Below are 20,735 nucleotides of genomic sequence, written 5' to 3'. Positions count from 1 at the left end.
AATTTTTAAATGAAGAAAGTATTGTTAGCCCTTGTGATCCCAGCCCTTGTATTTCTTGCTGGTTGTCAAAAAACGGCAAGCAAGCCTGAAGTTGTAACAACATTTGAGCCAATGTATGAATTTACTAAAGCAATTGTTGGTGACAAAATCAATGTTGAAAATATTGTCGCATCTAACCAAGAAATCCATGAGTTTGAACCTAGTGCAAAACAAGTAGCAACTATGACAAATGCCGAGGTTATCATTTATAACTCAAATGATCTTGAAAAATGGGTATTACCAATAAAAAATAAAGGGATAAAAGTCGAAGCGAGTGCGACAGTTGATAAAATCAAAGACGACCCGCACACATGGATTAGCCCTAAAGAAGCAATCAAGGAAGTTGATTATATTGCTGAACAACTTGGTAAAAAATTCCCAGATGATAAGAAAACTTTTGAGAAAAATGCTAATGCATATTTGGTAAAACTGAAAAAGTTAGATGCAGAGTTTGATACATTGAAAGATGCAAAACAAAAGACATTTATCACGCAACATGAAGCTTTTAGTTACTTAGCGCGTGATTATGGTTTACATGAAATTGCTATCGCGGGCCTTGACCCAGATGTAGAGCCATCACCAAGTGCACTTGCAAAACTAAAAGTCGAAATGGAAAAAGCTGGACTGAAAAATGTATATTTTGAAAATAATGCGAACAGTAAAATAGCAGAAACCTTGGCTAAATCAGCTGGTGCAAAACTTATTGGCATCAATACTGTTGAGGGATTATCTGATGCACAGAAAAAAGCTGGTGAAACCTATATTACACTAATGCAAGAAAATCTAACAGCTTTGAAAGAAACGATAAAGTAATTTTAAGGAGAAGTTAAGGGAAGCGCACTACAATAGAGTCCTTCCTAAAAATCTTTTCATAAACTCCTTGAAACTCTCGTTCGTTTTGAACGGGAGTTTCTTTAACTTAGCAAGTGCGTGCTAATTCCCCACCTCTTTTAGGTGGAGGGATAAGCAGCACTATCTCCGCTTCGCTACGCTGTCCATTCGCTCTAAATCGCTAAAGCGATAAGGCGAAGTAGCAAGTTCTGCTTTCGTTCTACTAACATTGGTGGGGGATTCTTTCTCCCCACCAATGAAGTAATCACTTCAATTACATAAGGGAATTTTGATAGGCTTAAATACTAAGTTGTACTTGTTCTAGAATTGGTGCTTAAACGCTACACTTCAAAAATAATACTTTAGTTCATTTTACAAATATGGTGGTTTAGAGTAAATGAACAAGGTGAAAAAGCCAGTAGCGGTAATGGTGCCTGTTTCTATGCCATGAAATGCATAAAACGATGTCAATTTGTTGTTGCTTTCTACCACAGATTGACCATGGAAAAAATATAAAAATAACTGACAAAAAGCCAGTAAAAAAGAGATAAAATGAGATATATTGATGTTGAAAATCTGACTTTCTACTATGACAGAGAGCCAGTACTTGAGAAAATTAGTTACCATGTTGATTCAGGTGAATTTGTCACTCTAACAGGGGAAAACGGTGCTGCAAAGTCAACTTTGATTAAGACAACATTGGGTATTTTGCATCCGAAACAAGGGCAAGTAACCATTTCTACAAAAAATACTCGTGGAGAAAAATTGCGAATGGCATATTTGCCTCAGCAGGTTGCAAGTTTTAACGCTGGCTTTCCAAGTTCTGTCTATGAATTTGTTATGAGCGGTCGTTATCCAAGACGAGGTTGGTTCAAAAAAATGAACCAACATGATGTTGAGCATGTGAGAACAGCGCTCGAATCTGTCGGAATGTGGGATTACCGAGATAAACGTATTGGAGAACTCTCTGGGGGCAAAAGCAGCGTATTGCTATTGCGAGAATGTTCGCGAGTGACCCAGATTTGTTTATTTTGGATGAGCCAACAACAGGTATGGATGATGTATCAAGTAGTGATTTTTATGAATTAATGCACCACGCAGCTCATAAACATGGAAAAGCAGTATTGATGGTCACTCATGATCCCGAAGAAGTTAAAGCATATGCTGATCGGAATATCCATCTTTACAAAGATAAAAATGGTAAGTTCGCTTGTTTTGATTTGCATAGTGAACGAGAAGGGCTACCTGAGCCAACGGAAAAGGAGCGCCGTGTTCATGCTTGACTTATTAAATTATGATTTTATGCGCAATGCTCTCCTTGCAGCAACGGCGATTTCTGTTTTTTCTCCTTTGCTAGGCGTTTTTCTTGTATTGAGAAGGCAGAGCTTGCTATCGGATACCTTATCTCACGTATCATTAGCAGGTGTTGCTTTTGGTGTCTTATTAAGCTGGAGTCCAACAATCACAACATTGGTTATGGTTGTCATTGCAGCTGTTTTCTTGGAATACCTTAGAACCATTTATCGAAATTACATGGAAATCGCGACAGCTATTCTGATGTCAGCGGGTCTTGCTATTGCACTTTTAATTCTTAATTCTGCAAAAGGGGCAACCAATGTGAGTTTGGAGCAGTATTTGTTTGGTTCAATTATCACGATTTCGATGACACAAGTAGTGATGCTCTTTATTTTAGCGGGAATTGTTTTGCTCGGATTTGTTTTCTTTTTACGCCCGCTTTATGTTATTACTTTTGATGAGGATACTGCTTATGTTGATGGCTTACCTGTGCGTATGATTTCTATTGCATTTAATGTTGTGACTGGTATTGCAATTGCTTTGATGATTCCAGCAGCAGGGGCACTTCTGGTTTCTGCAATTATGGTATTGCCCGCCTCTATCGGAATGAGGCTTGGAAAGTCTTTTAAATCTGTTTTAGGGTTTTCGGTTTTGGTTAGTTTTATCGGCTTGAATGCTGGATTGATCGCCTCTTATTATATGGATGCCCCTGCATCAGCGGCGATTACGTTGATTTTCATTATCCTCTTCTTGCTTACATCTAGCATCAAACGATTGGCTAGGCGCTAAAATTTCTAATATTTGCTCAGAAAATGGTTGTCGTAAGACAATCTGACGAGCATGGAGCATGAGTCTTGGCTCATGCTCTTTTTTTCCATAAAGCAAATCGCCCAAAATTGGGTGTCCGATGGCTTGCAAATGCACGCGAATCTGATGAGTGCGCCCAGTATCAAGCGATAGTGCCACTAAACTGTGCTGACGAAAATCTGTCAGTACTGACAGATGAGTGATCGCCATTTTTCCAGTTTTTGACACTATTTGTTTACGCTTGTCATGGCGGTCACGCCCAATCGGCTGATTAATCGTCAGCTTTTTTTGTTGAAAATGTCCATGGACTAAAGCGACATATTCGCGGTGAATCTCATTATTTTCAAACATTCGCCCTAAAATCGGCAGGACAAACTGATTTTTTGCAAATAAAACAGCGCCAGAAGTCACTTCGTCAAGACGGTGGACGACATAAACAGGCTGATTGAGACGAGCGGCGACATGATTTTGCAGGGCAAATTCGTCTTTCGTATTCCCATGCGTTTTCATGCCCTCAGGCTTGTTGGCAATGACTAAATGTTCATCCTCGTAGAGAATTTCTGCCAGTTTTTCATCACCAAAGTTGACCTCCAAAAGAGGAAAATCTTCCTCGTCAAAGATAATTTTGATTCTGTCAGTACTGACAAGCATTTCGTCATCATTGACAGCTCTGTCATTGACTAAAAAGTGCTTTTTCATGCGTAAAAAATGACGCTGTTTACGAGGAACCAGCCAAGTCTGCTCTAATAAATGTGCCACACTTTGAGATTTAAAATCTTTTGGTAAAACAAAGTTAAATTCCATAAATAATATTCTTCTCCACTATATTATATCCGACCCTTTTCTGTTGATAAATAGTATTTTGTATCAAGCGATTTCAGCCTTTTTTGTTTCCTTATGATAAGCAAAATAAGCGAGCAAAAGAAGTACACTCGAGCCTAATAATGTGAAATTACCGAGCCAATGTCCTACAAAAGAGGAAAGGAAAGCGCCAATGACGAAAGAAAGTACAAGCTCAAAAAATAAGAATGAATTTTGCAAGTATTTCTTATATCGCTCAACTAAATACTCAGCAAAGTTAGTCGCAAGAGATTTTATATTGCCTGTAGACATGATGTTTGCATAAGGTAGCCCATGAACACGAGTAAAGAGATCTCCTTGAATAACCATGAAAAAAGATAAAATACCTACAAAAATAGCTTGAGGCAATTGGAGCACAGTTGCGAAAAGTAGCGTAAAAACGGCAATACCTACCATTTGAACAAGAATTAAATCTTGAGCCTCATCTCCTCCTTTTCTTTTTTTATACTTGGTGAATAAAGTTTTAACTATCGCACCAGCAATAAAAAACAATACAGGAATCATAAATTGAAAAGCAGCTTTAAAATGACCTTGCGCAAGATTGAGTCCAGTCTGAATAAGGTTCCCTGTTTGAAGACTAGCAAATCTTTCACCAAAGTGGAAAAAGGTAAAAGCATCAACGAAACCGGTATTCATCGCAAGGAATAAAGCTATTTTTAAATTTTCTCTAGGGTTAACTTTAGAATAAGTCATAGGTTTTATACTCCTTATACAAGCTTATATGGTACAGACGGAAAAATAAGATTACTATAAGTATAGCAGATTTTAGATGAGTGCGCGGATGAATAAACCTTATTTTGCATGGGCTGAAACCCTAAGGAATGGAGAAATATGCAAAACCTTTGATATTAAGCTTTTTCCATATTATAATAGTTCTTAATAAGGTTAGTTTGAAAATAAAATTAAATGATAGTCTAATTTGTAACACAAAGCAATTTTTGATAAAATAAGCGGAAGTCATAAGATTTTTGGCAAAAGACAGTAACAAATTGATGTTACTTTATATATTAGTAAGACCAGAATGTTCTCAACGAGACTCTCTATATTCCTCTTTCAATACAAATGTTAACATCATTAGATGACAAATCAACTTAACTTACAAAAATGTAAGTTATAGATAGGTATATTTGTAGTAAAATAGCTTACTGGTAAAAAACTTATTATGATTAAATAGGTTGTAAAGCGCGATAACAAGTTAATATTACTTCAAGAATTTACGACATAAAAATTGGCATATCGCTGATTGTAGTTTTATCAAACAAAATTATTAATTGATTTTTAAGTGACACGAGTATAGTTTACCTACGTTTAAAATAAAAATCTTAATCATCAAGACTTACATCTAAGGGAAAATAAACATGTCTGAAAATCAAAAATTTAGTCGACGAACTAAGAAAGGGACTGACAAAAAAATTGTCAAGATCCCCAACTTACGGCTCAAACCCCAAAAGGTAGAAGAAGAACCAGAAAAACCAGCGAAAACAAAATTTGCAAAGCTGATGAGACCGATTAAAAGATTTTGGAAACGCTATAATCTGACAAAAATTGTGATTATTGTTGTTTTGCTTACTATCGTGGCAACGGGTTCTTATCTCTTTTATTTAGCAAAAACAGCAAATGTGAAAGTATTGCAAAGCTCAATCGCTGCCCAAACAACAATTTATGACAAAGATAATCAAGTCGCTGGTCAGCTTTATGGGCAAAAAGGGACACCGGTCAAGATTAATCAAATTTCTAAAAATATTACAGAAGCAGTCGTTGCGACTGAAGATAGAACTTTTTATACTAATCATGGCGTTAATTTAAAAAGATTTACCCTTGCAGTACTAACAGCAGGACGCTTTGGTGGTGGCTCGACAATCACTCAGCAGTTAGCGAAAAATGCTTATTTAACTCAAGAGCAGACGATTGACCGTAAGGCACGTGAGTTTTTTCTTGCACTTGAAATTAATAAGCATTATAGCAAAGATGAAATTCTTGATATGTACCTGAATAACTCATATTTTGGTAATGGTGTGTGGGGGATTCAAGATGCTGCACTGAAGTATTTCGGAGTTCCTGCGAGTGAAGTGACGGTCGATGAAGCGGCTTCTTTAGCTGGAATGCTTAAAGGCCCAGAAATTTATAACCCACTTTATGATAAAGGGAAGTATGCGACTGACCGACGTAACACCGTACTGCAAAACATGGTCAATGCAGGATATCTCAAACAAAATGCCGCAGATGGTCTCATGAAGATTGATCTTCAGTCTAAGGTTCAGGATAATTATCATCCAGAAGATAGTCAATACAAATATCCAAGCTATTACAATGCGGTGATTTCTGAGGCAGAAAGTAAGTACGGTCTAACCTTACAAGAAATCATGAATAATGGTTATAAGATTTACACTGGTATGAATCAGAATATGCAATCAGGTCTCCAAAAAACGTATGCGGACCCAAGCTTTTTCCCATCAACTAATGGTACGACGGCTCAATCTGCTTCGGTAGCTATTGATCCTAAAACGGGTGCAGTGGAAGCGTTAGTGGGCAATGTTAATACAGCAAACTCTAACAGTTTTACTGACTTTAACTATGCAACAATGTCAAAACGTTCACCAGGTTCAGTTATAAAACCGCTTGTTGTGTATACACCAGCTATTGAGGCAGGATGGTCTATTGATAAAACAGTAGATGATTCACCTGCTGACTATAACGGTTGGAAACCGACTGACTTTGATAATCAATGGCGTGGAAAAATTCCAATGTATACTGCATTGGCAAACTCATATAATATTCCAGCGATTAATACCTATCAAGAAATTGGACCAAAGGTAGGAAATGCCAAAGGGCGTGAGTTTGGTTTGAATCTCACAAGTAAAAATGATGTGTTACCAACTGCACTTGGCGCGGGAGTACAAACGAACCCTTGGCAGATTGCTCAAGCGTATCAAGCATTTGCTAATGGAGGGATGATGTATGATGCCCACCTTATTACTAAAATAGAAAATGCAGCAGGACAGGTTATTAAGACAGCAAAAGTAGGTAAAAAACAAGTTATTAGTAAAGATACAGCAGATAAAATGACGCAAATGATGCTGGGAACTTATACTAATGGTTCGGCTTGGAATGCTGCTCCTAAAAGCTACACATTAGCAGGTAAAACAGGAACGAATGAGTCGCAAGACCAATGGGTAGTTGGTTATACCCCAGACATTGTTATGGCGCTTTGGGTGGGCTATGCTGATGGAAAAAATGAATTGACAGGATCGTCAGAAGGTCAAACATCGGTAATTTTCCGTCAAGAGGCAAGCTATATGTTACCTTATACAGCAGGTACAGCATTTGATGTAAAAAATCCATATCAAGAAGCAGGCGTTGCAGCTTTACAACCTTATTGGACGCAACAGCGGCAATATCAAGATGATATTGTGACTCAAGAACAAGCCGAAGCTCATACAACAGGAAATACACCGGAGAGCACGGGAGAAAGTTCGTCGTCATCATCAAATGATTCAGGTGGTTTTGACCTAGGTAAAACGGCTAAAAATATAGGGGATGGTGCCAAAAAAGCTTGGAAGAAAATTACGGGACTTTTTGGAAATTGAGAATAAAAAATACGATGGAATATGATAAAATAAAAGAAAAAAGCGTCGTATTCAAAACGTTACATTGCTTGATATTACTGGTTTAAAGATACTCCCGATGTTTTGTGCAAAAGATAGAGAATAGCTTCAAATTGTAATACAATATTTACAAACAGGAAATTAAACAATACTAAATATATTTAAAGGGAAGTCGAGTTAAGAGAAAAAAATGAAACGGTATATTACAGGTTTTAATGGTTTACGGACTGTGGGAGTTCTAGCAGTAATCCTTTATCATATCTGGCCAAACACCATTCGTGGTGGGTTTCTTGGTGTCGTTTTATTCTTTGTACTTTCAGGATACTTGGTAACTGACTCGCTTCTACGGGAATATGATAAAAATCAAAGCATTAACTTTCTGAAATTTTGGGGAAGACGACTTAAACGTTTGTACCCACTATTGATTACGGTTTTTCTTGTCGTAACGCCATATATTTTATTTTTCCAGAGGAATTTATGGCAAGGTTTACGTTCAGAGTTTCTCTCAGCAATATTCTCTGTGCAAAACTGGTGGCAGATTTCACAGGGAAGTTCTTATTTTGCGAATATTGCTGGGGCTTCACCTTTTAAGCATATTTATTATCTTGCTATTGAAGGACAATTTTTCCTTATTTGGCCATTAGTGCTTTTTATCCTCATTAAGTTTGTTAAAAGTCGTGGGAAAAATTTTGTAATTGCAAATATCATCGCTTTTATATCATTAGTTTTGATGATTATCATGTTTAGACCTGATACTGACCCAACTCGTGTATACTATGGAACAGATACAAGATTATTCAGTTTAATGATGGGAGCGAGTCTTGCTTTTATATGGCCACTCAATAAACTTTCGAAAAAAATAAATCAGCGTGGTGTGAAGCTTGGTTTACAGCTTACGATTGGTGTTTCTTTAGTGCTTCTCGTGGCTTATTTCTTTATGCCAGCAGAAAGTGCAGTGACTTACTATGGGGAATGTGGGTCATTAGTTTGCTTTCGGTATTACTTGTTGCGTTAGTTGCTCATCCGGCGTTGCCCGCAAATAAACTGTTTTCTAATCGAGTTTTCGATTATATTGGTTCACGTTCTTATGGGATTTACTTGTGGCAACTTCCAGTTTTTGTATTGGCAGAGGCTAAATTATTGGAACCAACTGCTTGGTACAATATCATTTGGCAACTTGCCTTGATTCTTGCTTTGGCGGAGCTTTCTTATCGCTTTGTAGAACAACCAGCAGCTAAGTTTGATTATAGTAATATTTTAGAAATTCTTCAAAACTTTGTTAAAGGTAAGGGTTGGAAACAGCGTCAGAGTATCGTTCCAATGATGTTATCAGGTTTGATTGTTGTTGTTTTAGGATTTATTTTGTTATCACCTGCCTCTCCTCATGACCAAAAGATTATTGCAGAGCGTATCATGGCGCAACAAGAAGCGCTTCAGAAAAAAGAACTTGCTGCAGCGAATGAGAAAGTGTCACTCCCTCTAAAAACAGTAGCTTCAAAATATAAAATTGAACCTGTGGCTGCTGAGAAAGCAAGTAAAATGAATATATTGGCTGTTGGAGATTCTGTAATGGTGGCGGGCTCCACCAATCTACAGGAAGTTTTCCCACGCATGACTATCGATGCTGCTGTAGGACGTCAGGCGGATTCTGCAATTACTGAGTTAAATAAGATGAAGTCAAAAGTTCCTAATCCAGATGCACTGTTGATTGGTTTGGGAACAAATGGAGTGATTAAGGCGGCAGATGTTGAAGCTGTGATGAAGTTTGCTGGAAATAAACCAGTATATTGGATTAATATCCACGCAGCACGAGTATGGCAAAACCCAGACAATAAGTTGCTCAATAAAATGGCGAAAAAATACAAAAATCTTAATATTATTGATTGGCACAAAGCTGCAGCGGGAAAAAGTTCTTGGTTTTATAGTGATAATATCCATCCTAAAGGAGACGGTGCAATACAATATGCGGGATTAATTGCGAATGATTTGATAAAAGTGACGAAATAGTTTGCGATTCCATTGAAATTTTGTTAAAATAAGGAATAATATGTTAAAAAAAGCAGGATTAGCGTGCACTATATGTGGTTCACGAAATTACACATTGAATCTTTCGTCAAATGCGAAAGAAAAACGTATCGAAGTAAAAAAGTTTTGTCGCACTTGTGGCAAACATACTTTGCATAAAGAAACAAGATAAGTGCTGACAGTCTTTCTGTCAGTGAATTTTAATAAGAAATGGACTTTGTCAGTATTTTCTAAAAAATATACCTCGGTGTTATTTTTTGAGGTAGAGTGATTTTATATTCAAAGATATAAAATTGTTCTCTGACAACGGTGAGGGGAATGTTTAAATTTATTGGTAGTATCATTAAAGAAATGAAATTGACGACTTGGCCAACGGGCAAGCAATCTGTCCGTGATTTTTTCATGGTCATTGAATATACAATTTTCTTCTTGATTTTTATCATGATTTTCGACTGGGTGACACAACATGGGATTACTTTCAGCGTTGAACACTTAGTTCCATTGATTAAATAATCTATAGCGTTAGAAGCTAGAAGGGGTCAGCCCTTTGTTGTTTTTACAATGAAGTCAAGACTTATTCAATGGGAGTTTCGTAAAACATTTGTTCATTTTCTCTAGCCGCAAGGCGGAGATAGCACGCACTTACTTCGATAAATTGATTGGAAGAAGTCTGTCAGTATACTGACAGCTTTTTCTGCTCTGCTGACAAAGCTTTTATCCGCCGATTCAATGCTCACGTTAATCGCATTGAACTGACAGCTTTTTTCTTTTTACTATGGGAAAAAACACTTCCAATTCGTAAGAAATGTGATATAATATTATTATATTAGGAGGGCGAGGCCCTTTTTCTTATACAAAAAATGCTATATAATGAACATCAAACTAAATCAAAATTAAAAGATAGAGGTATTTAAAAATGGACGAAAACAATTTGACAAGTTTTGACCAAGGCTGGTTTGTTATTCAAACTTACTCAGGATATGAGCGCAAGGTTAAGGAAGATCTTCTTGAACGTGCAGAGCTTTACAATATGTCAGACAAGATTTTACGTGTTGAGATTCCAACGGAAACAATCCGTACAGAAGTAAATGGGAAAATGAAAGATGTTGAAGAAAATCTATTCCCAGGTTATGTTTTGGTCGAAATGAATATGACAGATGAAGCATGGTTTATCGTGCGTAATACACCTAATGTCACAGGTTTCGTCGGTTCTCATGGGAATCGTTCAAAACCAACACCACTCTTTGAAGAAGAAATCCAAGAAATCTTGGTTGGCATGGGACAAGCTGTACGCGAAGTGAATTTTGAGCTTTTTGTAGGAAAACGTGTTCGTATTGTTGATGGCGCATTGGCAGGGTTCGAAGCTCCAATTACTAAGATTAATGGTGATAAGTTGACTTTAACTGTAGATATGTTTGGGAATGAAACACCAGTTGAGCTTGATATGCATCAGATTGAAGAAATCAAAGAATGACAAAATTTGTTATTTGTTGGTACAAAAAGATTTGAAGTGATTACTTCATTGGTGGGGAATTCTTTCTCCCCACCAATGTTAGGGCACGACCTCACATCAAAGATATGAGGTCACCCTGTCCCTGAAGTCTAAGCGCTAAAGTGCTAAGACCCTAGGGCAGTAGAACGAAAGCAGAGCTTAGTGCTGCTTATCCCGCCACCTTATAGAGGTGGGGGATTAGCATACACTTGCTAAGTTAAAGAAAACCGCAGTATTGCGGTTTTTTGCTAATTGACAGAACATTTGATATAATTGTGAAAAAATAAGATAGGAGATTTTATGTCAGTTCTTTATCAATCAACGCGTGATAAATCAAATCAAAAAACAGCTTCGCAAGCTATTTTACAAGGGCTAGCTGCAGACGGAGGGTTGTATGTTCCTGTCGAATTTCCAAGTATTGATTTAGATTTTGAGCGTTTGAAAAATAGTTCTTATCAAGAGATAGCTACGCTTATTTTGCACGCTTTTTTTGATGATTTTTCTAGAGAAGAAATCGAAAAAATGGTTGACTTAGCTTATGGTGAAAAGTTCGATACAAAGAAGATAGCACCAGTGAAACAAGTGGGGAATCATTTTGTTTTAGAGCTGTTTCATGGTGAAACCATTGCTTTCAAAGATATGGCTTTATCAATCCTTCCTCATCTGATGACAGCAAGTGCTGACAAAAATGCTGTCAGTAATGAGATTGTTATCTTGACTGCTACTTCTGGAGATACAGGAAAAGCTGCTATGGCAGGCTTTGCAGATGTTCCTCACACAAAGATTATTGTTTTTTATCCAAAACATGGCGTGAGTGAAATTCAAGAGCGACAAATGCTCACTCAAAAAGGGAAAAATGTTCATGTGGTAGGGATTGAAGGAAACTTTGACCAAGCTCAAACAGCGGTAAAAACGATGTTCAACGATGCGGAGTTGCATCAAAAAATGCTGACAGCTGGCAAACAATTTTCGTCAGCAAACTCGATGAATATTGGACGACTAATTCCGCAGGTGGCTTATTATGTCTATGCTTATGCACAACTTGTCAGTACTGACAGCATTGTTAGCGGACAAAAGATTAATTTTTCTGTTCCAACAGGAAACTTTGGAAATATTTTAGCCGCTTATTATGCGAAAAAAATTGGCTTACCTATCAACCAATTAATCTGTGCTTCCAATAAAAATAATGTACTGACAGACTTTTTCAAAACAGGACATTATGATAAAAATCGTGAATTTTATGTGACGAGTTCACCATCGATGGATATTCTTGTTTCGTCAAATTTAGAGCGACTCATTTTTGATTTGACTGATGATAGTGATGAAAAAACCAATCGTTTGCTGACAGCTTTGCAAACGGTAGGGCAATATCAAATTACAGAAGAAATGCGCGAAAAACTGTCTAGCTTTGTTGCAGATTGGGCATCTGAGGAACAGATTAGTAAGGAAATTCATCAAACGTTTACTGACGAAAACTATGTGCTTGACCCTCATACAGCAGTAGCAAGCCATGTTTATCGTCAGTATGCTGATAAAACGACCACAGTCATTGTCAGCACGGCGAGCCCTTACAAATTTCCTAGGGTAGTGGTCGACGCACTGACAGAAAGTTTGTCAGTAAATGCCAGCGACTTTGAATTGGTCAAAACTTTAGAAAAAATCAGTAAAACCCCATTACCAAAGGCGGTGAAGGAACTTGAAGCTGCGAAAGTATTGCATGATACTGTTGTTGAAGTAACACAAATGCAAGCTGAAGTTGAGCGTTATCTCGGTCTGAAATGAAAAGTAACAAAGAAATTTTGACCTTTGCTTTTCCTGCAATTATTGAAAATTTTCTACAAATGCTAGTGGGGATAAGTGACACCATGATTGTTGCTCATCTCAGCTTATCAGCAGTGGCCGCTGTTTCATTGGCAAATAATATCATCACAATCTATCAAGCGATTTTTATTGCCCTAGGAACAATCGTATCAAGTTTATTTGCCCGTAAACGCTCGGAAAAAACTGGTGCAGGAGTTGGGCAGTTTATTGATGGAGCAATTAAATTGACGGTCTTTGTTAGTAGCATCCTAGGTTTGTTTTCCATTATTTTTGCTCAGCCGTTGACAACACTTTTAGGAGCTAGAGGAGATGTCGGACAGCTTTCGAGTCTCTATCTGAGCCTAGTTGGTGGGCTGATTGTTCTGCTTGGATTAATGACAACATTTGGAAGTTTTATGCGGGCGAGTGGTGATACCAAAACACCAATGTGGGCGAGCCTTTTGGCAAATATTCTCAACTTGGTTCTTTCTGCACTTTTCATCTTCGTTTTCCATCTAGGCGTTCTTGGGACAGCCTTAGGAGCAATTATTGCAAGAACCGTAGGAAGTTTCTATCTTTATATAAAATTAAAAAACAATCGTCCAACAAAACGATTTCTAAAAACGAAAATAGATCGCCAACTGATCAAATTGACGATTCCGGCTACGGGTGAAAGATTGTCCATGAGAATTGGAGATTTACTCATTATGATGATTATCATCAGCTTTGGTAGTAGAGTTTTCGCGGGAAATGCAATCGGTGAGAGTATCACGCAGTTTAATTATATGCCTGTATTCGGTATGAGTACTGTGACTGTTATTTTAGTCGCTCAGGAATTTGCGCAAAAAAATCATGAAAATATAAAACAATATATCAGGAAAACCTACTGGTTAGCAACGATTATGATGCTTATTGTAGGTCTACTTATTTTTGTGAGTTCAGCACCCCTGAATCATCTTTTTACAGCAGATAAAGTTGCGGCCAACGCCAGTCATATCGTGATTGTATTCTCACTGTTGGCTACTTTTTTTGTAACAGGAACGACAACTTACACCGCAGCTTTTCAAGGATTGGGAAATGCAAAACTTCCTTTTTATACCACTACGATAGGAATGTTTGGCATTAGGCTGATATTAGGAGCAATACTGGGAATCGGATTACGGCTAGGTCTTGAAGGCGTCTGGTTAGGAGTAGTGTTGGATAATCTTTTTCGCTTCATTTTTTTGAAAATAAAATTTGATAAACTCATAAAAACAGTAAGTTAAAAGCTGTCAGTTCAATGCGATTAACGTGAGCGTTGAATCGGCGGATAAAAGTTTTATCAGCAGAGCTGAAAAAGCTGTCAGTTCAATGCGATTAACGTGAGCGTTGAATCGGCGGATAAAAGTTTTATCAGCAGAGCTGAAAAAGCTGTCAGTTCAATGCGATTAACGTGAGCGTTGAATCGGCGGATAAAGGCTTTATCAGCAGAGCTGAAAAAGCTGTCAGTATACTGACAGCTTTTTTTATCTCATTTTTTCAATAAATCACGAATTTCGCGCAAAGTGTCCAATTCTTCATTGATTTTTTCTTCCTCAGTTGTCTCTTTCTTAGGAAATAGACGATTAATTAATTTAATCAAAATAAAAATAACAAAAGCGGTAATTACAAAGTTGATTGCATCATTCAGGAAAGCACCATAAGTAAATTTCGCCTTACCCACTGTAAATTCTAAATGAGCGAGCGCAGTACTTTGCACAAACAGACCAATCAATGGGTTGATTAAATTATCAACTAGGGATTTTACAAGAGCAGTAAAAGCAGCACCTATGATAACCCGACAGCTAAGTCTAGCACGTTTCCACGTAAAATGAAGTTTTTAAATTCCTTTAACATAATTCCTCCGATGACATTTTGATTAAATTATATCAAAAATTTAAATGTTCTCCAACGTATAAGTTTGACAAAATCACTTAAAAAGACTACGAAAATATTGACAGAAACTTAAAAGATTTTATCAATAAAAAAGAAAAGTCTGTCAGTACTGACAGACCGATTTTCACTCTTCGCCCTGTAAAGAACGTCGAGTTTGTCCAATGAATTGCTTGTAGAAATCAGTTAAATCACTATTATCACGCAAATCTTCCAAATTCAAGTGAAGACGGTATCGCCAATAATGATAGGTGTATGCAGGATTATTAATTCGTTCATCTTCAGGATGTTCTACTCTCAAATCTAAGGTCATATCAATCCAATCTTGAATAGGTAAAATCGCAAGCATAGCCTCCGTGTTGAGGTGACGTCTAACGATTTCCTGTATAATCTCAGGGCTGGCTTGTTCGGGAGCAGCGCCAGACCAGTGCATAATCTCATTATAATAACGTTGAGTAAAGTCACGGTTTTCCTCCCACCACAAGCGTAGAGGAGTTGTATCATGTGAAGAAGTAGTCACGACAGAGAGATAAGGAGTATAAACCAAATCACTGATGAAGTAGTCAGTAGCAGGCATCCTCTCTATAATAAGGCGAAGAATTTTTAGGTTCCACATCACATCGGGTACATTGTCAGGTACCATGCCCAAGTCTTCGCCGCAAGCAAGCATATCTGTGGCATTCTTTATGGCAGGAAGCTTCTTGTAAACTTGTTCTTCCCAAAAAGCATAATTTCTTCCATAGAAGTAATCATTATATAGCCTTTCCAAGTTCTTTTTGAACTCTTGCCCAAATTCTCTGAAAGAAGAAGTTTCCATCATCTTAATCCGAGGATGGTATAGATTAGGATTTTGGTGGTCTCGTACAAAGCACACATTTTCGTGAAGGACAAACAACCCCTCAATCTGCCATTCTGGAACGTTGGATAGCTCTGCGACCTTGCGTTGAGTATTTACAAACTCCTTTAAACGATAATTTCCATTTCCGATATAGTCTAGAAAATGGAAGATAATTTCGTCTCGATTGTCTCGCCCAAAAATTTCATCAATTACCCAATCTTTGATAAAAGGCTCCGTAAAACGTTCAATTCCCCAGCTTCTAAAAGGAATGCCATAGTTCTCAATTTCCCAGTCAGGTAAGGCTAACGCGGGAGCAAAATGTCCAAGCAAACCTCGGACGGCATCAGTAGGAATTTCCCAAATTCTAAAGAAACCGAGAATATGGTCAAGACGATAAGCATCGAAATATTCTGCCATATTTTTCATGCGAAGTTTCCACCAAGCATAGTCATCATTAGCCATTTGTTCCCAATTATAAGTTGGAAATTCCCAATTTTGTCCTGTTTTTGAGAAAACGTCTGGTGGTGCTCCTGCTTGCATATCAAGATTGAATAAATCTGGATTTGCCCAAGCATCAGCAGATTTACGATCTACCCCCACTGAAATATCCCCTTGACAGCAATACCCAGCTCATGACAATATTCAACAGCTTCTTTCAATTGTAGATGAAGTAAATACTGCACAAATAGGTGGAGGTTAATTTTCTGAATTAGTTTTGAATCAGAGAGAAGTTCAGCAAAGAGAGTATCAGAAAAAGAATGATACTTTTTATCCCATTTTGAGCTGTCGGATGAGTGAAACACATCGCGCAAAGTACAAAAAGCAGCATAGGAATCCAACCAGCCACTATGTTCTTGGTGGAAAGTGATAAAATCCTGATTTGCTAAAGTTTTTATTCCAATCTTTTGGTAGAGTAACTCAGCATATTTCCATTTTAAAGTCAGAGTTTTTTCATAGTCTACTTGATTCAGCGCATTCAGCTCTTTTTGCGTTTGCAAATAAAGCTGCTTATCAGCTGGTGTGAATTCCGCTAAAAATGGTGTTAAATCCAAGTAAATTGGATGCAAAGCAAAGACTGAAACAGCACGATAAGGCGAAGAATCTTTCCAGTTCATAAAAATGGTCGTATCATTAATAGGAAGAAGCTGGATAATATCCATCCCTGAATGTTTCATAAACTCAGCTAGTAGCTTCAGATCTGAGAATTGTCCTACCCCAAAATCTTGATGAGTTCTAAGTGAAAAAACAGGTACAGCCACTCCAGTATGGTAAGGTTTTTTGCCATAAGGTTGAATCACAAAGTTATTTTTCATTAAAGTTCCCCAAACATCTTTAAATTACACTATTAAAACGTTTTCATATAATTGATAAATTTATTATAAAACTTCGAAAAAAATAATGCAAGCGATTGCATGAAAAATAGAAAATAAAATTAATCAAATTCGAAAGTTACTAGAAAAACTCAGAAGAAAATACATCTTACAATAATTTTAAAAAATAGAAGAAAAAACCTTGACAGTGCTCTGTCAATCTGTTAGAATGGATAGGTGCTGTTAAAAAACAGTATGTAGCGATGAAACGAGAGGTTGCGACACACCCGAAGGTATTGCCATACCTAACGTGTCGGTTTTCCCGTGGAGCTAGCCTATTATAAAAATAGACGAAGGAGAAAAAATGGCAACTAAAAAAATCCGTATCCGCTTGAAAGCATACGAACATCGTATCCTTGATGCAGCTGCTGAAAAGATTGTAGAAACTGCTAAACGTACAAATGCAGAAGTAAGTGGTCCAATTCCACTTCCAACTGATCGTAGCGTCTACACTGTTATCCGCGCGACTCACAAATATAAAGATTCACGCGAACAATTCGAAATGCGCACACACAAACGTTTGATTGACATCATCGAACCAACTCAAAAAACAGTTGATTCATTGATGAAACTTGATCTTCCAAGTGGTGTCAACATCGAAATCAAACTCTAATTAAGAAAGGTAATTCTCATGTCAAAAGGAATCTTAGGGAAAAAAGTGGGAATGACTCAAATCTTCACTGAAAACGGCGAATTAATTCCCGTAACAGTGATTGAAGCGACTCCTAACACAGTTCTTCAAGTTAAAACTGTTGAAACAGACGGTTATGAAGCAACTCAAGTTGGTTTCGATACACTTCGTGAAGTTTTGACTAACAAACCTGCCAAAGGTCATGCTGCTAAAGCTAATACGACTCCTAAGCGCTTCGTTCGTGAATTCAAAGGACTCGAAGGCGCTGAAGTAGGAGCAGAAATCACTGTTGATACATTCGCAGCTGGAGATGTCGTTGATGTTACCGGAACTTCTAAAGGTAAAGGTTTCCAAGGCCCAATCAAACGCTGGGGACAATCTCGTGGACCTATGGCTCACGGTTCTCGTTATCACCGTCGTCCAGGTTCAATGGGACCAGTTGCAGCCAACAAAGTTCCTAAAGGTAAACGCCTTGCAGGACGTATGGGTAACAAACGCGTTACTGTACAAAACCTTGTTGTTGCACAAGTTCTTCCAGAAAAGAACGTTATTCTTATCAAAGGTAATGTTCCTGGAGCTAAGAAATCATTGATCGTTGTTAAATCAGCAATCAAAGCTAAATAAGAAGGAAAGGAGATAGAAATCTATAATGGCAAAAGTATCATTATTTAAACAAGATGGTTCACAAGCTGGTGAAGTTACACTTAACGACGCAGTTTTTGGTATCGAACCAAACGAATCAGTCGTATTCGACGTTGTAATTTCACAACGCGCTAGCCTTCGTCAAGGTACACACGCACACAAAAATCGTTCGCTCGTATCTGGCGGTGGTAAAAAACCATGGCGTCAAAAAGGTACAGGTCGTGCCCGTCAAGGTTCAAACCGCTCTCCACAATGGCGTGGTGGTGGTACTGTCTTCGGTCCAAATCCACGTAGCTACGCTTACAAACTTCCACAAAAAGTTCGTCAATTGGCACTTAAATCAGTTTATTCAGCTAAAGTTGCTGAAAACAAATTAATCGCTCTTGACTCACTTGAATTTGCAGCACCAAAAACTTCAGAATTTGCTAAAGTTCTCTCTGCACTTTCAATCGAACGTAAAGTTCTTGTGGTTCTTCCAAACGAAGGTAACGAATTTGCAGCACTTTCTGCTCGTAACCTCGAAAACGTGAAAGTATCAACTGCTAACACAGCATCTGTACTTGACATCGTTTCAGCTGATAAACTTATCGTCGTTCAATCAGCTCTGTCACAAATTGAGGAGGTTCTTGCATAATGTCACTTTATGATATCATCCGTAAACCTATCATCACTGAAGCTTCTATGCAAGCAATGGATCAAAAGAAATATACTTTCGAAGTTGATTCACGTGCTCACAAATTGCTCATCAAACAAGCTGTTGAAGCTGTCTTTGATGTGAAAGTTGCATCAGTTAACACAATCAGTGTAAAACCTAAAGCTAAACGCGTAGGTAAATACACTGGTAAGAAATCAGGCTACAAAAAAGCTATCGTTACTTTGACTGAAGATTCTAAAGCAATTGAAATCTTTGGCGAAGACGCAGAATAATAAAGGAGGAAAATCGTGGGAATTAAAGTTTACAAACCTACCACAAACGGTCGTCGTAATATGACTGGTAGCGACTTTGCTGAAATCACTACAAGTACTCCTGAAAAGAGCTTGCTTGTAAGCATGAACAAGACCGCTGGTCGTAACAACCTTGGTCGCATTACAGTTCGTCATCACGGTGGTGGTCACAAACGTAAATATCGTTTAATCGACTTCAAACGTAATACTGACAATGTTGTTGCTAAAGTTGCTACAATTGAATACGATCCAAACCGTACAGCAAATATTGCATTGGTTGTTTATGCCAATGGTATTAAATCATACATCTTGGCCCCTAAAGGTCTTGAAGTAGGTATGACAGTTGTATCTGGTCCAGATGCCGATATTAAAGTTGGTAATGCGTTACCACTTGCTAACATTCCAGTTGGTACATTGATTCACAATATTGAGTTGAAACCTGGTAAAGGTGGACAATTGGTTCGTTCAGCAGGTGCATCAGCTCAAGTACTTGGTACTGAAGGTAAATATACACTCGTTCGTCTCCAATCAGGCGAAGTTCGTATGATTCTTTCAACTTGCCGTGCTACTGTTGGTGTTGTTGGTAATGAACAACAAAACTTGATTAACCTTGGTAAAGCAGGACGTACACGTCATATGGGGATTCGCCCAACTGTTCGTGGTTCTGTAATGAACCCTAACGATCACCCACATGGTGGTGGTGAAGGTCGTCAACCAGTTGGTCGTAAGTCACCAATGACTCCATGGGGCAAACCAGCTCTTGGACTCAAGACTCGCAACAAAAAAGCAAAATCAAACAAACTTATTGTTCGTCGTATCAACGACGGAAAATAATTCGTTTATTTTCACAAGAAGCCTCTCGGCGTCTTGTTAAATTTGATAAAGTTTATCAAATTTAATGAGATGTCGAAAGTGCATCTATAAATCTATCCGCCAACCTGGTCCTGGTAACCAGCGTGGTAAAAAATTTAAAGGAGAAACTCATACAATGGGTCGTAGTCTTAAAAAAGGACCTTTCGTCGATGAGCATTTGATGAAAAAAGTTGAAGCTCAAGTTAACGCCGAAAGAAAATCTGTGATTAAAACTTGGTCACGTCGTTCTACAATCTTTCCTAACTTTGTAGGACTCACTATCGCTGTTTATGATGGTCGCAAACATGTGCCAGTTTACGTTCAAGAAGATATGGTTGGACACAAACTTGGTGAATTCGCACCAACTCGTACTTACCGTGGTCATGCTGCTGACGACAAGAAAACACGTCGCTAATAGGAGGAGAAAAAAATGGCAGAAATTACTTCAGCTAAAGCAACTGCAAAAACAGTTCGCGTTTCACCTCGTAAGACTCGTCTTGTTATCGATCTTATCCGCGGGAAACGTGTTGCAGATGCAATTGCAATCTTAAAATTTACACCGACTAAAGCTGCTGTAGAAGTTGAGAAAGTTTTGAACTCAGCTATCGCTAATGCAGAAAACAACTTTGGTCTTGAAAAAGCTAACTTGGTAGTTAGTGAAACTTTTGTTAACGAAGGACCAACGATGAAACGTTTCCGTCCACGTGCAAAAGGTTCAGCTTCACCAATTAACAAACGTACAGCTCACATCACCGTAGTTGTAGCTGAGAAAGAATAAGGAGGTAAAAAC

General features: G+C 37.9%; 19 protein-coding genes and 3 pseudogenes. 18 read left to right on the top strand and 4 right to left on the bottom strand.

The genetic code is table 11. The features are described from left to right. Positions 1–9: 9 nt before the first annotated feature. The 4 genes from FLP15_RS01205 to FLP15_RS01195 all read left to right on the top strand — a co-directional run bounded on the left by FLP15_RS01205 (position 10) and on the right by FLP15_RS01195 (position 2,955). Positions 10–852, top strand: a complete 843-nt coding sequence (locus tag FLP15_RS01205) for a metal ABC transporter solute-binding protein, Zn/Mn family (RefSeq protein WP_142765687.1) — start codon at positions 10–12, stop codon at positions 850–852. A gap of 570 nt (positions 853–1,422) precedes the next feature. Beyond that, positions 1,423–1,959, top strand: coding sequence for a metal ABC transporter ATP-binding protein (locus tag FLP15_RS01200; RefSeq protein WP_425351484.1), 537 nt, complete (start codon positions 1,423–1,425; stop codon positions 1,957–1,959). Next, the gene (locus FLP15_RS13775; protein WP_425351483.1) at positions 1,923–2,153 is read left to right on the top strand and encodes a hypothetical protein; all 231 of its coding nucleotides are present in this window, start codon (positions 1,923–1,925) and stop codon (positions 2,151–2,153) included. The genes FLP15_RS01200 and FLP15_RS13775 overlap by 37 nt, the downstream gene beginning before the upstream one ends. Further along, complete coding sequence (locus FLP15_RS01195; RefSeq protein WP_142765686.1) at positions 2,146–2,955, top strand: metal ABC transporter permease; 810 nt, start codon at positions 2,146–2,148, stop codon at positions 2,953–2,955. Before FLP15_RS13775 ends, FLP15_RS01195 begins: the two co-directional genes overlap by 8 nt. Here the strand turns inward: FLP15_RS01195 and FLP15_RS01190 are convergent. Continuing rightward, positions 2,881–3,777, bottom strand: a complete 897-nt coding sequence (locus tag FLP15_RS01190; RefSeq protein WP_142765685.1) for an RluA family pseudouridine synthase — start codon at positions 3,775–3,777, stop codon at positions 2,881–2,883. The genes FLP15_RS01195 and FLP15_RS01190 overlap by 75 nt on opposite strands. Positions 3,778–3,840: 63 nt before the next feature. After that, positions 3,841–4,527, bottom strand: a complete 687-nt coding sequence (locus tag FLP15_RS01185) for a YoaK family protein (RefSeq protein ID WP_142765684.1) — start codon at positions 4,525–4,527, stop codon at positions 3,841–3,843. 665 nt (positions 4,528–5,192) lie between these two features. On the opposite strand from FLP15_RS01185, the gene FLP15_RS01180 reads away from it, so the two are divergent. The 7 genes and pseudogenes from FLP15_RS01180 (at position 5,193) to FLP15_RS01150 (ending at position 14,021) form a co-directional block, all read left to right on the top strand. Beyond that, positions 5,193–7,421 carry a PBP1A family penicillin-binding protein gene (locus FLP15_RS01180; protein ID WP_142765683.1) on the top strand — a complete coding sequence of 743 codons (2,229 nt, stop codon included), beginning with the start codon at positions 5,193–5,195 and terminating at the stop codon, positions 7,419–7,421. Positions 7,422–7,629: 208 nt separating this feature from the next. Next, positions 7,630–9,446 (top strand): annotated as a pseudogene (locus tag FLP15_RS13675) (acyltransferase family protein). 40 nt (positions 9,447–9,486) lie between these two features. Continuing rightward, positions 9,487–9,636, top strand: coding sequence for a 50S ribosomal protein L33 (rpmG, locus tag FLP15_RS01170; protein WP_120772569.1), 150 nt, complete (start codon positions 9,487–9,489; stop codon positions 9,634–9,636). A gap of 146 nt (positions 9,637–9,782) precedes the next feature. Further along, complete coding sequence (gene secE / locus FLP15_RS01165) at positions 9,783–9,977, top strand: preprotein translocase subunit SecE (RefSeq protein ID WP_120772568.1); 195 nt, start codon at positions 9,783–9,785, stop codon at positions 9,975–9,977. Positions 9,978–10,380: 403 nt separating this feature from the next. Next, positions 10,381–10,938 (top strand): transcription termination/antitermination protein NusG, encoded by a 558-nt coding sequence (gene nusG / locus FLP15_RS01160; protein ID WP_120772567.1) that lies wholly within the window; start codon positions 10,381–10,383, stop codon positions 10,936–10,938. A gap of 318 nt (positions 10,939–11,256) precedes the next feature. Continuing rightward, positions 11,257–12,738, top strand: coding sequence for a threonine synthase (thrC, locus tag FLP15_RS01155; protein WP_142765682.1), 1,482 nt, complete (start codon positions 11,257–11,259; stop codon positions 12,736–12,738). Beyond that, positions 12,735–14,021: an MATE family efflux transporter gene (locus tag FLP15_RS01150; protein WP_142765681.1), complete on the top strand. Its 1,287-nt coding sequence runs from the start codon at positions 12,735–12,737 to the stop codon at positions 14,019–14,021. Before thrC ends, FLP15_RS01150 begins: the two co-directional genes overlap by 4 nt. 245 nt (positions 14,022–14,266) lie before the next feature. Here the strand turns inward: FLP15_RS01150 and mscL are convergent. Both mscL and FLP15_RS01140 read right to left on the bottom strand, forming a co-directional pair. After that, positions 14,267–14,631 (bottom strand): annotated as a pseudogene (mscL, locus tag FLP15_RS01145) (large-conductance mechanosensitive channel protein MscL). Between the two features lie 163 nt (positions 14,632–14,794). Then, positions 14,795–16,818, bottom strand: a pseudogene (locus tag FLP15_RS01140) (4-alpha-glucanotransferase). A 361-nt stretch (positions 16,819–17,179) separates the two neighbouring features. Between FLP15_RS01140 and rpsJ the strand changes: the two are divergent. From rpsJ to rplV, 7 genes are all read left to right on the top strand, one after another. After that, the gene (gene rpsJ / locus FLP15_RS01135) at positions 17,180–17,488 is read left to right on the top strand and encodes a 30S ribosomal protein S10 (RefSeq protein WP_003129973.1); all 309 of its coding nucleotides are present in this window, start codon (positions 17,180–17,182) and stop codon (positions 17,486–17,488) included. Positions 17,489–17,506: 18 nt separating this feature from the next. Continuing rightward, a complete protein-coding gene (gene rplC / locus FLP15_RS01130) occupies positions 17,507–18,130 on the top strand; it encodes a 50S ribosomal protein L3 (protein ID WP_120772562.1) in 624 nt (207 codons plus the stop codon). A gap of 25 nt (positions 18,131–18,155) precedes the next feature. Continuing rightward, positions 18,156–18,782, top strand: a complete 627-nt coding sequence (gene rplD, locus FLP15_RS01125; protein ID WP_142765680.1) for a 50S ribosomal protein L4 — start codon at positions 18,156–18,158, stop codon at positions 18,780–18,782. Further along, complete coding sequence (locus tag FLP15_RS01120) at positions 18,782–19,075, top strand: 50S ribosomal protein L23 (protein ID WP_120772560.1); 294 nt, start codon at positions 18,782–18,784, stop codon at positions 19,073–19,075. Before rplD ends, FLP15_RS01120 begins: the two co-directional genes overlap by 1 nt. Before the next feature lie 15 nt (positions 19,076–19,090). Next, positions 19,091–19,927: a 50S ribosomal protein L2 gene (rplB, locus tag FLP15_RS01115; RefSeq protein ID WP_120772559.1), complete on the top strand. Its 837-nt coding sequence runs from the start codon at positions 19,091–19,093 to the stop codon at positions 19,925–19,927. A gap of 154 nt (positions 19,928–20,081) precedes the next feature. Next, positions 20,082–20,360: a 30S ribosomal protein S19 gene (rpsS, locus tag FLP15_RS01110; protein ID WP_003129963.1), complete on the top strand. Its 279-nt coding sequence runs from the start codon at positions 20,082–20,084 to the stop codon at positions 20,358–20,360. Positions 20,361–20,375: 15 nt separating this feature from the next. Continuing rightward, the gene (gene rplV / locus FLP15_RS01105) at positions 20,376–20,723 is read left to right on the top strand and encodes a 50S ribosomal protein L22 (protein WP_075525611.1); all 348 of its coding nucleotides are present in this window, start codon (positions 20,376–20,378) and stop codon (positions 20,721–20,723) included. The last annotated feature ends 12 nt before the right edge of the window (positions 20,724–20,735 follow it).

It is taken from the genome of Lactococcus protaetiae, from assembly GCF_006965445.1.
Taxonomy (GTDB): domain Bacteria; phylum Bacillota; class Bacilli; order Lactobacillales; family Streptococcaceae; genus Lactococcus; species Lactococcus protaetiae.
The sequence above is the reverse complement of the archived record's forward strand: the minus strand, read 5'-3'. Positions and strand labels throughout refer to the sequence as shown.